The 15,493-nt window shown below is 38.8% G+C and carries 10 protein-coding genes; 4 read left to right on the plus strand and 6 right to left on the minus strand.

The window, feature by feature from the left end; genetic code table 11:
- Positions 1-221: 221 nt before the first annotated feature.
- The 4 genes from M030_RS0121240 to M030_RS0121255 are packed head-to-tail and all read left to right on the plus strand — an operon-like array spanning position 222 to position 6,917.
- Complete coding sequence (locus M030_RS0121240; protein ID WP_027375249.1) at positions 222-3,017, plus strand: TonB-dependent receptor plug domain-containing protein; 2,796 nt, start codon at positions 222-224, stop codon at positions 3,015-3,017.
- A 20-nt stretch (positions 3,018-3,037) separates the two neighbouring features.
- The gene (locus M030_RS0121245; protein WP_027375250.1) at positions 3,038-4,258 is read left to right on the plus strand and encodes a DUF4876 domain-containing protein; all 1,221 of its coding nucleotides are present in this window, start codon (positions 3,038-3,040) and stop codon (positions 4,256-4,258) included.
- Positions 4,259-5,770: a DUF6850 family outer membrane beta-barrel protein gene (locus tag M030_RS0121250; protein WP_027375251.1), complete on the plus strand. Its 1,512-nt coding sequence runs from the start codon at positions 4,259-4,261 to the stop codon at positions 5,768-5,770.
- Between the two features lie 10 nt (positions 5,771-5,780).
- A complete protein-coding gene (locus M030_RS0121255) occupies positions 5,781-6,917 on the plus strand; it encodes a cytochrome-c peroxidase (RefSeq protein ID WP_027375252.1) in 1,137 nt (378 codons plus the stop codon).
- A gap of 196 nt (positions 6,918-7,113) precedes the next feature.
- Here M030_RS0121255 and M030_RS0121260 read toward each other — a convergent pair whose 3' ends face one another.
- The 6 genes from M030_RS0121260 to M030_RS0121285 all read right to left on the minus strand — a co-directional run bounded on the left by M030_RS0121260 (position 7,114) and on the right by M030_RS0121285 (position 15,399).
- A complete protein-coding gene (locus M030_RS0121260) occupies positions 7,114-9,477 on the minus strand; it encodes a patatin-like phospholipase family protein (RefSeq protein ID WP_027375253.1) in 2,364 nt (787 codons plus the stop codon).
- Between the two features lie 176 nt (positions 9,478-9,653).
- Entirely contained in the window at positions 9,654-12,344 is a 2,691-nt protein-coding gene (locus tag M030_RS0121265) for a PD-(D/E)XK nuclease family protein (protein ID WP_027375254.1), read from the minus strand.
- Positions 12,341-12,877: a hypothetical protein gene (locus tag M030_RS0121270; protein WP_027375255.1), complete on the minus strand. Its 537-nt coding sequence runs from the start codon at positions 12,875-12,877 to the stop codon at positions 12,341-12,343. The genes M030_RS0121265 and M030_RS0121270 overlap by 4 nt, the downstream gene beginning before the upstream one ends.
- Positions 12,877-13,281: a hypothetical protein gene (locus M030_RS0121275; RefSeq protein ID WP_027375256.1), complete on the minus strand. Its 405-nt coding sequence runs from the start codon at positions 13,279-13,281 to the stop codon at positions 12,877-12,879. The genes M030_RS0121270 and M030_RS0121275 overlap by 1 nt, the downstream gene beginning before the upstream one ends.
- A gap of 62 nt (positions 13,282-13,343) precedes the next feature.
- Complete coding sequence (gene rsmG / locus M030_RS0121280; RefSeq protein ID WP_027375257.1) at positions 13,344-13,979, minus strand: 16S rRNA (guanine(527)-N(7))-methyltransferase RsmG; 636 nt, start codon at positions 13,977-13,979, stop codon at positions 13,344-13,346.
- 82 nt (positions 13,980-14,061) lie between these two features.
- The gene (locus tag M030_RS0121285; protein WP_027375258.1) at positions 14,062-15,399 is read right to left on the minus strand and encodes a M20/M25/M40 family metallo-hydrolase; all 1,338 of its coding nucleotides are present in this window, start codon (positions 15,397-15,399) and stop codon (positions 14,062-14,064) included.
- Positions 15,400-15,493: the final 94 nt, after the last annotated feature.

A 15,493-nucleotide genomic window follows, 5' to 3' on the forward strand; every position in this document is an offset into this window, starting at 1 on the left:
AAAAAATTAAATTGGAAATAAATCGACAACCAAAACAAAGAAAGGCAAAAAAACCATTGATAACGAAAATCTTACAAACATTAAAACTGCTTCACACCATTTAATATTTCAATCTTGATACACAGATTTAAACTGATTTTTATCAACTATTTTAAATTATTCTAAATAAAATTAGATATCTATTCCCAGGGCTCCTAATTTTGCCGAAAGAATAATGCACGATGGCAGACCATGCTCAATACCTTCCCTCCAGATCTCAATTTTTTACTTTTTTATTTTTCTTTATTGCACTGACGACCGTTAATTCTCAGGAAAGATCCGTATCTGTTTTCATTGAAGTACAGGATTCCCAATCCAGCCCCCTTAAAGATTATGAAATCTTTCTTTCGTCCGGCAATAAGAAGTATTCGATCCTTTCCAATGAAAAAGGGTTTGCAGCAGTACATCTTAGTCCGGGAGAATATGCCATAGAAATACGTAAAAAAGGTAATGTTCAATATTCCGGAAAGATACAGGTTACCCAACCTGATACTTTTAAGTTTTCCCTTAAGGAGAATGTGAATAATATTGAAGAAGTGATTATTACGGCAAAAGAAAGCAAAGGATTGACCTCATCATCTGTTATCAGTCAACGTGCGATGCAGCATTTACAGCCTTCCAGTTTCACTGACCTTCTGGAATTGTTACCGGGTGGAAGATCCACAGACCCAGTCATGAATCAGGTCAATAAAATAAGCCTTCGGGAAACAGGAAATCCCGGCAGCGACTACAATACGTCTGCCATGGGAACGACCTTTCTGGTTGACGGTGCGCCTTTAAATTCGGGAGCCAACCTTCAATATACCTATGATTTTACAGATAAGACCAATACCGGTTTAAAAAGGAGATTGAACATCACAAGCGGTGTCGACATGCGCAGTATTTCAACGGATCAGATCGAAAAAGTAGAAATTCTTCGAGGAATTCCTTCTGTAAGGTACGGAAATCTTACTTCGGGAATTGTGAAGATCACCAATAAATCAGGACAAACCAGATGGAATGCAAGATTTAAAGCAGATGGTTACAGTAAACTTTTTGCAGTAAACAAGGGTTTTGAAAATAAAGATAAAGACCTGAAAATCAACCTCGGCATTGATTATTTAAATGCTAAATCTGATCCAAGGGACCGATTGGAAAATTACAAGAGAATCACAACAAATTTTGCTTTGGTTAAAGAAAAGAAACATGATCATGGAAATTCCAGATGGCAGACCAATCTTAGCTACACAGGTTCTCTGGACGGATCAAAATCTGATCCCGATATAGATTTGTCAGAGCTCAATTCATATGAAGTCAATAATCACCTCTTCAGTCTTTCCAACCTTTTCACCTACACCAAAAATGAGCCTTCATTTTACAAATCAACGGAAGTTCAGGCTACCATCAATCAAAGGTTGGATAAAATAAAACAGACGAAATTCATCCAGCTGGAAAATGCCACTGCTTTCCCTTTATCAAGAACGGAAGGAGAATATGACGGCTATTATCCGGAAGCACGCTATATTTCTGATTATACAGTGGATGGAAAACCTTTGGATCTGTTCGTTAAAATGATCAATACCTTCCGGTTTACCGTTACATCAGTAAAAACAGAGATCAATACAGGGTTTGATTGGCAACTGAGTAAAAACTGGGGACAAGGGCAATTATTTGACATCTACAAACCTATTGACCCCAAATCTACATTCAGGCCCAGAGCATATCGTGATATTCCCGCTTACAGTACTGGAGCGGCCTTCCTCGAGACCATAAGCGCTGCACATATAGGAAAGCATACGCTTACATTAGCTCTCGGACTACGGGGTAATTCTATGATGAATATCCCTTCCCATTTCAAAATGCATGGAAAAGTGTATGCAGATCCGCGGGTCAATCTTCAATGGAACCTGCCTTCACTTACCCTTCTGAATCAAAAGTCACAACTTGCACTGACCCTTGGTTATGGTAAACAAAGTTTATTCCCTGACCTCAATCTTTTATATCCTGAACTTATTTACAAAGATGTTCAGCAACTTAATTATTTTCATGACAATCCCAATTACAGAAGAGTCAATTATAAAACGATGATCTACAACCCACAGAATCCTGAAATAGAACCTGCCGTGAATGAAAAATTTGAAGCAAGATTAGATTTCAACCTGGGATTACATCAGTTGTCAGTCACTGTTTTTAAGGAAAATATGAACAATGCATTCCGTTCCATGAACGAATATGCGGTGTATCAGTACAAAAAATACGATACATCAGGGCTTGATCATGGCAGCATAACTTCTCCGCCGGATGTCGATGCACTTCCCTATCAGAATATTAACGAAAACTTCATCTATTCTGCTCAACGAAACGGCAGTACCATTGATAAGGAAGGAATAGAATTTCAGTATTCTTCAAACAGAATTCCGAAAATCAATACCCGTTTTACCCTGAACGGAGCGTGGTTCAAAACCCGGTACGGAAATAGCCTTCCCGTATACAGAGGTCGTGATATATCTATCAACGGAAAACCTTATCCTTATCTCGGGCTGTATGATGGAATGGAACCCAACTCTGTAAACGAAGTTCTGAATACCAATCTGATGCTGGACACTTACATCCCAAAGCTGGACCTGATTTTTTCTTCCTCTTTTCAGTTTTCGTGGTATTCTATGAGAAAACTCGATCCCATGAACGGTGTACCGAGTCATTATGTGGATCCCAACGGTAATATTTATCCTTTCCATCCTGAGACCGCGAAGGGAACTCTTCTTGAAAGATTGATCATCGCTCAGAATAATGATCTGTACAATGCCTCGAGAAGACCTATGGAAATGAATCTTAACCTCAAGGTAACAAAAAGCTTCCGGAATAAAGCAGTTGTAATTTCAATGTTCGCAAACAGGCTGTTCAGTTACTATGCGCCTTACAATATCAATGGGTTTACCATCAACAGGAAGGGCGCTCATGATCCTTATTTCGGGATGGAAATCAATTTCAATTTATAACAATTTAAATTTTATACGTTATGTTAAAACATTTATTAAGAACACTATTAGTATTGTGTGCTGTCGTCAGTCTTGCAGCATGTTCATCTGATTCCGACGCACCGGAATCTCAGGCACAAACCACCCTGCAACTGGAATTTAAACTGACTCCCGACAATATTCAGGTTAAAGAATATAAGCACCTTAAGATCAGTTTTAAAGAACTGAACAGCGGGTTTAGTACCAGCCGGGAACTTACCAATACCAATGTATTGAAAACTGTTCTTCCTACGGGAACTTATACCATTTCAGTGGAAGGAAGCATTGTATATTCTGATGATTCGGGAACCATTGAAGGTAAAGTGGGAGGTCTGCAGACCGGTGTCGTTGTCAATGGTAATGAACAAACTAAGACCGTGGCTATTTCATTGAAAGCAGGAAGTGGGGATCTGATCCTGGAAGAAGTTTTTTTTACAGGAACAAAAACACCGCAGGGAGCTATGTACTTCGGTGATCAATACTTTAAAATTACCAATAATACAGATCAGATTTTATACGCTGACGGAATGTTGTTGATTCAATCAAGTTTTATGACGAATGAGAAACAGGATTACAGCCCCAATATTATGACGACTACCTTTTCTGCCGGGGCAATCATCAAAATTCCGGGAACGGGACAGACATATCCGGTAAAACCGGGAGAATCTATTATCATTGCTGAAGATGCGATCAACCATAAAGAATTCAATCCGTCGTCCATCAACCTTTCACAGGCTGATTTCCAGATATTCAAGGAAGGTTCTGATGATATCGACAATCCTTTAGTTCCAAAAATGATGAATGTCTTTGAAAAAATGGTCATTCATACACAGGGATATTACGCCTACGCTTTGGCCCGCATGCCTCAGGGAATGACCAATGAGGCGTTGATCAGCCAGAATACATATACCTATACTTACAATCTTACATTTGGAGGTGATGTCTATCCTATGGACGGAACTGCGGTTAAAATTCCCAATGAATGGATCACTGACGCTGTCAACCTAAGCGTACAGGATTCTTTTCAATGGCTGGTAACCTCTCCTTCCCTGGATATGGGCTGGACTTCCGTGGCTTCTTTTGACGGCGATAAAAACCGTTTTGGAAAAGCTGTCCGCAGAAAAGTGATCGGAAAAACAGCAGAAGGCAAAAACATCTTAAAAGACACCCATAATTCTACAGTAGATTTTGAGCATGGTGTAAAACCTTCATTATTCAATTAAATGAAATATTTCCTACCCGTCTCTGCTCTTTTGTCATTCATAACCTCATCCCTTCATGCACAGATCAATGACGGCATCATTGAGAAAGTACGTGAGGAATATAGCTGCGAACGGCTGTTTAAAGATAAGGTTACGGTAAATCCCGCCAACACTCTGGGAGCCAGAAAATACAGTATCACCACATTCAGCCTGTTTTCAAAAAATAATGATACGCCTAACGGGATTCAGCAAAAAGGAAAAGGAAGCAATTTGTGGGGTGCGGAAGCCCGTACCCTGCAAATTCTAAATCCTGAAACAGTAGTTTGGGGTCATGCATCCTATTCTCAAGGTAAAAATAAAAGGGTAATATGGAATGAGAATGCCGATTATGACCTCATCTACCCTTACGTAGCCGCAGACAGTGTGGGAGGAGATCTTAGGTTTGAGAATTATATATTTTCAGGAGGATATTCAAAGGCATTACACTCTTTCACCGTTGGCATTACCGGGAACTACAAGGCGAGTCTAAGCTATCGTGATGTGGATCCAAGGCCTAAAAATACAACGGCCAGTTTCTCCCTGGCTTTGGGAGCCAATGCTTTGGTGTTTCAAAAATTTAAGGTCGGAGCTTCCCTGAATGCAGAAAAATATACGCAGAAGCACTACCTGAGCTTTGTCAGCAATCAAGGCTTCCCGATGATATACAATATGAGCGGATTGGGCAATTATAATGAATTGCTTTCCGGAAAGCTTCGGCAGGCCTATTATGAAGGCTGGTCATACGGAGCTGAGCTCCAGTTATTTGAAGCCGAAAACAGAAACTGGTATCTTTCAGCCGGAATCAGAAAATTTAGTCTCGACAAACTTCTTACCGAGTATGCGGATCTGAATGCGTCAAAAATTAATGAACAGCAGCTTACTTTTTCAGCAGGAAAATTTTTTAAGCAAAATAAGATATCCTGGGGCCTTTTTCTGGATGGAAGCCATACTGAAAGAAAGGGAACCGAGAATCTTTTTTTAAATGAAAATTCAAGGAATTATATCCGGATAGGCTCTGTAGAAAGATACAACCACCAGATAACGAACGGGATTTTTAAAGGACTTCTCCAGATGGAAAACGCTCATGTAAAATCATCTTTATTGCCTTTTGTAGGCTTTATACGGGAAAATGAAAAGTACAACAATCCGTATTCAAGCATTGCCCTCAATAAACTTATGTATGGCGCAGACTACCAATGGCTGAAGACCTTTGACAGCAATCTTGCTCTTTCGGTTTCTCTTGGTGTTTCTGTAACGGATGTATATAAGAAAAATGCGGTTTTTAATAATTCCGGTAAAGCATCCATTAATCAGATGCTGCAGGAAAATTATCACTATCAGTCATCAGACTTTTGGCAGGCTAAGCTTGACATTAATTTTCATTTCAACTTTCCGGTTATAAAGAATGCGTATGTAGGAGGAAAAATGATGTACAGCAACTTTAACAATAGCAGTAATATGCTGTTTTCAGCCACCATAGGAGGCATTTTTTAAATTAAAAAACATGAAACTTTCAGATCTTAAATTACTATTACTACTCGGAGTCATCAGTCTTTTTTTCATGCAACACACCATACAAAAATACAGTGTTGATTATGGAGAAGTAGTGGAACAGTATAAAAAGCCAATAAAATACTGGCCTGAACCTTCAATAGACTCCGGTATCAGCTGGAAAGAATTTGAAGCTATAGATTGGGACTCCAATTACTATGATACCCAGGAGCTTCCTGAAGTAATGCTGGGAAAAAAGCTGTTTTTTGACCCTAAATTATCCTCATCAAGTCAGATTTCCTGTAGCAGTTGCCATAATCCTGAACTGGGCTGGAGTGACGGACAGGAAGTTGCTTTGGGAAATGACCATCTGCAGGGGAAAAGAAATACACAGTCTCTTTACAATATCGCAGAAAGAAAATCATTCTTCTGGGACGGCAGATCCAGAACCCTTGAAGAACAGCTAATAGGCCCGATCTCTGCCCACAATGAAATGAATATGAAACCGGAAAAGCTAGCCGGAAAACTGTCAAAAATTAAGGAATACAGACAGCTTTTTAAAGACGTGTACCACACCAATAAGATTACATTCGACAAAATCGCCAGTGCATTAGCCACCTTTCAAAGAACTATTCGAAGCCAGCCCAGCAAGCTGGATAAATTTATCGGAGGAGATTATAAAGCAATGAGTGACAAAGAAATTTATGGGATGCACTTATTCCGTACCAAAGCAAGATGTATGAATTGCCATTACGGGAAGTATCTTAGCGATGAATCCTTCCACAATATCGGACTTACCTATTATAAGCGTGAATATGAAGACCTTGGATTGTATCATATAACAAAAAACTCTAAGGATGTCGGGAAATTCAAAACCCCTTCTCTCAGAGACCTTATGTATACCGCACCATGGATGCACAACGGGTTGATGGATGATATGCATGGTATTGTCAATTTGTACAACAGCGGCATGCAGATGATCAATCCTGCTCCTGAAGAAAAAAAGGCGGATCCCAACTTTCCGGTGACCGATCCGCTGATGAAACCTTTACACCTGAATGAGCAGGAAACGGATGCCATTGTCGCCTTTTTAAAAAGTATTTCCGGAAGCTATTATAAAATGCCACGACCGGAAATTCCCAGGAAATAAATGAATATGGGCTGAAGGCCGGCAGTCGCTATCACAAAAAAACATCGGGAAGTCATTTTTACTCATTATTACAATTAAGATATTCTCTTACTTTGAAAGACTTCCCTTTTTCCGGCTTTCCTACTCCAGACCTGTTTCCGAATTAATCTTCTTGCTTATCTTTTAAAACCTCCCTGCTTCAAACTTCCCTTATTGGTTAAAATTTAAATCCGACACTAAAATATATCCTCCAGAAGTTAAGGAAATCATTCCGGGATATATTCATGCTGATAGGTCCTAATAAAGATTCATACCCCAGATTAGCACCATACCCCAAGATATTAAAGTTATTTTTAAACGGGGAAAGGTCATCACTTACTACACTGTACTGCAAAGAAGGGGTAAGATACAGTCTTTTCATAATTCTGTATTGGAAAGACACTCCTGCTTTAGCGACAGAGGTTACAGGAAGCTCTTTTTGACGAAGCCCGTTAAACTCCGGATTTAGTAAATCATAGTTATATTCGCTTCCGCCAAGATTATATTTCTGATTCAAAAACAGGTAAGGTATTTTGTCTTTCCCGGAACCGAAATTGGCCCCCAGAAACAGGTTGATTTTTGCAGCCAGCCTTCTGGTTATCGGATGAGCATAATTTTCATTAAGCGTAAATGAAACCAGGTGTTTAGGTTGATAATAATCCGGATCTTTAGGATTCAGGATCGGATATAACTGAGGCTGTACTTTTTCAAGATCATACAATTGATACTGATCTCCGTAATAAAACCTTGTACTTACCTGAAGATGATTTCCTCTGGACGAAAAATATCTTTTGTTCAGATTATTCTGTTCAAATTTTAAAAACGTATTAAAATTACTGTGATTATAAAGCTTTTTGTTGTAAGTATCTGATTTTGCCTGATCTACTTTATCCAGTAAACTGTACATCCTCTCAACACTGAATTCTGTTCCGAGAGAAAGGAAAGCATTAGGATTAATGTTATAATTCAATGCAATTTTCCCTGTTATATTTCGGTAGATGTGGTTGGGAAATCTGGCACTGCCGTCTTCTCCGTTGACATCGAGAAATCTAAATGTTAAGTCATTACTCTTCAGGTGAATCATTTTTGCTTCAATGTCAAACCACCAACGGTCTCCGGTGCCTAAGAACTGCTGGTATGCAACTCTTGCTTTAAAACGCTCCGAAATATCCACCGTTGCCAAAAATCTGGATCTGTTCAGCAAAATATTCCTGTAGGTATAGTTGACAATAATCCCGACAGATTGTTCCGTATCATAGTGAAGGGCAAGTTTAAAGGCTCCTTTTTTTGCTCTTTTCACAAAAATATTCATGGTAAGCTCATCATTGACGTTGGTGTACGTATAATATACTTTTTCATACTGGCGCATCCCGAATACTTTGTCAATGGCTGCATTTACAGTTTTCACATCATAATACTTCCCTTCCACAAGTTCCAGTTGCCCTTTGATCACCTCAACTTCAGCAGCATCTTTGATAGGGCTTCCATCTTCTTCATTAAAGGTAAATTTTGTAGTGGGTAGCTTTACTTCTTCAATCATTGTATGATCGTAGGTAATTCCCAATTTACGCTGGGCTTCAGCCAATGCTACGAACTCAGGAAGGTGTTTCTTTGCCTCCTGTTCTCCGATCTTGATGATTCTTCTGTATTTGGCAAAATCTTTCGTTGTAATATCCCCCAGAGGGTCTACAAAATCCACCATAATGTCTGATAAAGCTTTTTGATGTTTAAAATCCTCCACAGAGCGGATGGCATGGGTCTGGTAAATCATTTTCATTGGATTTTCCATCTCCTTCTTGGTAAAAAGTCTGAAACCGGTGTAGCCTCCGATCACAAAATCGGCACCCATCTGCTGCACTTCATGGGCCGGAAAGTTCCGATCTAACCCTCCGTCTACCAGGAGTTTTCCATCGATATAAACAGGAGCAAAGGCTGCCGGTATTGCTAATGTAGCACGGATCGCCAGCGGTAAAGAGCCTTTTTTCTGCATAATCAATCCACCGTTTTCAATATCGGAAGAGGTGAGCTCAACAGGAATACGTAGCTTACTGAAATCATTGATATGTTTTGCATTAAAGGTAAGCGTGTTCAACACCTCTCCCATATATTGTCCCTCGATGTAAGAACTGGGAAGCGTTGGTATTCCCTTTACGACGGGAAATTCCAGAATATATTTGTCATACTCGTCTTTTTCACTGATATTGACTTTGCTGTAAGGAACTTTATTACTGAGAATCCTGTTCCAGTCAACTTTATAAACTGTTTGTTTAAGCTGATCGGCATTATATCCCATAGCATACAATCCCCCTAATATTCCCCCCATACTTGTTCCGGTGATATAATCTACCTTAATTCCCAGGGAATCAATCATTTTTAAAATACCGATATGCGCAAAGCCTTTGGCACCCCCTCCGCTCAACGCAAGGCCAAACTTGGTGTCTTTGGTCACATTTTGGAGTGCGATAGTCAGGGAATCGTTTCTTTGCTGAGATTGGATGGTAAAAGAGAAAACTATAGCTAAGAAGATCAGAAGCTTTTTCATGAGGCAAGCCAGTTTATAAAGTAAAAATTTTACAGTAAATATACGATTATGCCTTAATAATCAAGAAAAAACGCATTTTATTTTCCTGCTGCCGGAAGAAGTTAATAAAAACCACACCTGGTTACCCACTTGGAATATTGACAAAAAGTATGAATACGGATAGGGTATGAATAATTTTAATATGATTTGATTGTTTCCACAAAATTGATCTCAGGATTTAGAATCTCAAGAATAAGGCTTTTTACAGACCTCATTGCATCATTGATGTCTCCTTTATCAAACTGCAGGGGAACCATTCCCTTTCTGGCATCCGCGAAACTCCATATTCCCGTTTCAATCGGAAAGCCCCAGAATTCCGGTAGATGTTGTACTACATAATGATAAATACAAAGCTGAAGAGCCTGTTTTCTTTCACCGTTATGAAAGTATTCATCTACATTATCATCATCAATTTTTACATTGAGGTTTTTGATCCTGGCCGTTTTATAATCAATAATCCTTAAGGTTCCGTTGAGCTTATCTATCCGGTCGATAAATCCCAGAAAAGATACTTTATCATTTTCTCCAAGATAAAAATCAATATTTTCGAACCTTCTTTCTATATCGATAATCTCGAGTTTATTTCCCTGTTTCACCAATTCCAGATCGTGATTAAGGACATTTTCAATCACTTTTTTAGCAATCGCTTTATGGATGTAGTTCATCCCTTTTTCATAAAACTCCGGTTGATGCTTAAGCTTCTCAATAGCAACATCTATATATTGATCTATCGCTTTAATCAGATCTCTTAAATCACTTTCTTTTAAAACCTTACCTTTAATCACCTCATACACTTCTTGAAGAGTGTAGTGAACAAGATTTCCATAGTTCTTTACTGAAAGTTCCTCTTCTATTTCATCCGTCTCGGAAGTATTCAGAATCTTTGACAGGTAAAAATCGATAGGATTATAGAGGTAACTGGTAAGGTGGGAAGCAGACACTTTCTCTTTCCATTTCAGAAGCCTCTCCTGTACAATTTTTGTTTTGGAAATTTCGATAGGTTTACTTACAATCGGCTCAGATGAATTTTCAATAATCAGATGTTCGATTTCATGAGAACTCTCCATTTCAATCTGGGTAACAAACCTGCTTTTTTCTCCGGTATTCACTCCTGAGCTTAAAGCATTATACAACAAATGGACATTCTTCGCATCCTGGATGAGCCTGTAAAAGTGATAGGCGTAAATGCTGTCATTTTCAAGAAAGGTATGCAGATCAAAAAATCTCCGGATATCAAAAGGTATATATGTGTTTTGTGAGTTTCCTAACGGCAGCTTTCCTTCATTCACGGAAAGCAGAATCACATTTTCAAAATTCAGCAGACGTGTTTCAAGCAATCCCATAATCTGTAAGCCCCGCAGGGGTTCACCCTGAAAATCTATGCTTTCGGAATTAATATGCTGATTGATCAGAATTTCCAAGGTCTCCATTCTGATGTCAATATTGTATGGTGTAAGCTGATTTTTAATAATCCTGAAAGCATTCTCAAAGTGAGATATATTCTCGTATTGGATATCGTCTATTTCAAGCCATTTTACGTCCTGGCAAAATGCGATGAGTACATCCAGATAGATACCGGTATTCTCTGCTTTCTGCAGAAGTCTGAAATACGACAGATCACCCAGCAGTTCGTGCAGAAGTTTTTTAGAGATATACACAATATTCCTCTCCTCTACTTTGGTTTTAAAATTATTAATGATGAGCTCATCTTCAGCAGATTTCGGAAGCTCTTCCAGAATAGGAAAAACATCTCTGTAGTAGTACGATGACTTGTTTTTTTCCAGTTGTTTCTGCAAGTAAAACAATCGCTTTACGGCATTGGAAAAAGAGAGGTTTTTCAATGGGAATCCCATTGTGATATTTAAATTTTCCACCCCATGCATCACATCCAGACTGGCAGGCAGCAGGTTTTCATCCAACAATACTACTGCGGTATTGGAATAAGTTTTATTATCAATTTCTTTAAAAATCTCCGGTAAGACCTTGGTTTGTGTGACATTTCCGGAAACTTCATAAACTTTGATTTTCTTAGGCTGGCTAAAATCATCTTCTATCCACTGAAAAGCCCTGTTATCATCAAATTCTTTCCATGTTTTATGATTTCTGAGGAATTTTCCCGCTTCCTGTCTCTCGTCATCAAAATAATAACGGTCTGCCTGGAAGAAGCACTGGGCTTTATTCCACTGCAACAGACTTCTTACCAGTTTTTCTTCAACAGGTGTAAAGGCGTTGAAGCCACAGAACACAAATTGGTCAGATGTATTTTTAGCAAATTCAGTGATCTTCGCTTTAGCCGTTTCATGAATCATTCCTGAGGTGGCCAGATTTCTCTTCTGTAATTTTTCCTTTAAGGCCGGTAGAAAAACATTCATATTCTGCCAGAAATTAAGAAACTTTTTCCGAGGAACATCGTCATCTTCTTCCCCTAAATCCTGTGCCCATTCTTTGATTCTCTCCTCATCAAACATATACTGCAAAACAGCAATATCACTGTCTGAAAATTTCAGGATATCGTCCCAGTCTTTCTGTAAGGTCGGAAACCACTTTAAAAAGTCGGAAAAATCATCCCGTGGAATAAGATTAAGGCTCCTGTAGACATCAAAAGAAAAAAGCCACAACGGAATCCCCTGTATAGGCTGTTTATCAGCAATGGTATTGATCAGCTCCTCTACCGTAAAAAAGTTCGGAAGAAACCCCGAGTAATTGTTTTCTTCCAGAATCTCCCTGATAAATACGATAGGACGTTTTCCGGGCAGGACAATATTAAACGCAGAAAGATCAGGGTTTTGCGCTAGTAATTCGTGAATGATCTTGTTGAGAAATTTCAAGGGGCTTTGTAACTTTTTAGGTTTTCTAATTCTTCGGAAATAACCGCATTATATTCTGCCTGTTTTTCTTTATCCATCCCATGTCGGGTATCGCGGTCATAAGACATCTGAAAGTTTTTATAATCGCTGTTTATCCCGGTGTAAATTGTTTTAAAAAATTTATCATAATCTCCGGAAGTTTTAATCTTTTCAGCCACTGCTTTTCTGAATTTTCTTACAAACAGTTCTGCAATATCAAAATGCTTCTGTTCATGCACCAGAATATAGTCACTGATTTTTTTCACATCCTTCCAGGATTTATTTTCGGTGAAAATGGCTTTTATTTCAAAAGTAACCGGTGATTTCGGATTGGAAGACTTCACCACCGAATACTCCCAGCCACAATTGGTATAGGCAGCTATATCAACATTGTTTTTTCTGTTGATGGGGCTTTTAAAATTTTCCCAAGTCAGTTTTTGATCTTCTCTCCAGATGATCTTCTGTCCGAACAGAATATTTGTGACCAGTAAACAACAGGCAAAAACCGTTTTCATTATTCTACCACAATTGTTTTCGTAATCCAATTGTCACCACCATTCCAGAATTTCAGAGTATAGGTTCCCCTTTTCTGAGGATTAAAATTAATCTGGTTGACCCCTACATAATTAGCTTGTGTACAAGGCTCATTGGTAATATATTTATAGGCAGTAACGGTTCTGTCAAAATTGGCACCGTATACATAATCATAGCCATAGAAACCCTGGCACTGAGACTGATAGGAAGAATAGGTTTTTATATGCTGTATTCCTAAAACATTCATCGTATCATTCACCAGCTTTACACTGTCTATTTTGACTTTGCCGATGGATTGCACGGTACCATAATCATCAGATTTACACGAAACTAAAAATCCTCCAAACAACACTATGGAAAACCCAATATTTAAAAGCTTTTTCATAACCTATAATTTTCTGATTATTAACCATTATTTAGCAAAAATTATTCCTTACCGATGCAAATTTAGGAATTAAAATTACCTTTTGATAAATAAACTACTTTTTTAGTATCAAAGAATTCTTCATCAAAATAGTTTTTGAGGCTGAAAATTTCACATTTTAGTCCGGCAAGCTCTTCCGCAAGGTCTCCGCCCTTTAAATATAAAATCCCATTATGTTTCGGATTAAATTGTTCTTTTTCGAACTTCCCTTTCAGCCATCTTAAAAATTCCGGCATCTGGGTCACCGCTCTGCTGACGATAAAATGGAATTTCTCTTTCAGCTTCTCTGCTCTTCCATGAATAGCAGTCACATTGGTAAGTCCTACCCCTTCCGCCACAGCTTTTACGACACTAATTTTTTTCCCGATGGAATCTATTAAAGTAAATTCAGTGTCAGGGAATAAAATCGCTAATGGAATTCCCGGAAAACCACCACCGGTCCCGATATCCAAGACTTTGGTTCCCGGAGCAAAAGCCATTACTTTCGCAACTCCCAATGAATGTAAAATATGTTTTTCATACAACGATTCCATATCTTTTCTGGAGATAACGTTGATTTTTTCATTCCATTCATTGTACAGTTCCTCCAGTTTTGAGAACTGTTCCAGCTGTTTTTCAGTAAGATCCGGAAAGTATTTTAATAGTAACGATGTAGACATGTGAATTATTATAAAGCGCAAAAATAAGTTTTATTTCTCTTGTATTCAAATCTACTTTTCCAGTGGAAGACCGAAGCCTTCATTATTTTGCAATACCGGGAATCACAGGTACGCTCAGATTCCCTGACTGACTGACCGCTTGTACTGCAAAAATATAGTTATCTTTCGAAAGCGGAATCCTGATCGAAAGCTCTTTTGTCCATATTCTTTTTTGCCATACCGGGCTGTCTGTTTCACGCGCCAGCACATAATACCCTGAGGGTACTCCTGACTTTGGCTTTTGCCAGTGAAGCGTTGTAGAATTGGTCAGCTGCTTCACATCCATTTCTACCTGCTCTGGTTTTGAAGTGGATTTTGCAAGATTGGCAAGCACTGCAATATTGGCGGCCACATTTTTTTTAAGGTATTTAAAATCAATAAATTCAGGCAGATCCCCAAACTGTTTACCATGTTCTATTCTGATATCCTGATGCTGATGATCATAGTTTTCATAATATTCGGTAAGTCTCACAGAAGGAAAACCGTTATTGACAAAACTGGAATGGTCTCCCCCACGCAAAAACCGGTCGTTTCTGTAAATAAGCTTTACTTCAAGGTCTTTGACATATTGTTCTGAAATCTCTTTGATATACCGTGCCAGTTGTCTGGATTCACTGTCGTTTTCAAAACCGAGGTTTCTGATTGCCATCGCTTTCTGATCAAGATCTTTGTAAGGCAGACCTTCGCTGAAGACACGAAGCGTACGGGTATTCGTTTCTCCCGTTTCTCCGGATTTCGGGTTGCCGATCATATCATTGTTCAGCACGGCTTCGAGCTGTACATTTTCTTTTTTAATTTTTTCTGCCAGCATTTTAGAACCAAGCAGCGATTGTTCTTCACCCGAGAATGCTACGAAGATAATGGAAGCAGGAAATGAAGAGGCACTCAATATTCTTGCAGCTTCTATAACAGCACTTACACCGCTCCCATCATCATTTGCTCCCGGGGCAACGGAAGTTCTGTTCATCACATCTGTTACTCTTGAATCCAGGTGTGCCCCAATCAGAAAAATTCTATTATCATCAGGATCTTTTCCTTTAAGAAAAGCAACAGCATTTCCCAGGTTAACGGCTTTGTCAATACGTTTCCCGTCCGGCTGAAGGTCTTCCTGTTGAAGATACACCTCCATTCTGCCTCCTGATTTTTTTGCATAGTCTTTAAATTTTTTAATAACCCAATTCCTAGCTGCTCCTATGCCTTGATGGGGATCAGTTACCGAACTTAAAGTATGCCTGGTCTGAAAATTCACCAGCTGACCAATGTATGACTTCAGCGAATCTTCATTGACCTGCGACACATATTGCTTCACTTCATCATCTTTCGTGAGCTTCTGGGAAAATAGAATATAGGGAATGAATAATAAAAATAAGGAATATTTCATAAGCGGAGTCTTAGATGGTTTAAAGATACAAAACCACCTGATGTAAAAGCACTATACTTTTGATATAATCTAATGTAAATTTTCAATACATACT

This window comes from Chryseobacterium sp. UNC8MFCol, assembly GCF_000482305.1.
GTDB lineage: Bacteria > Bacteroidota > Bacteroidia > Flavobacteriales > Weeksellaceae > Chryseobacterium > Chryseobacterium indologenes.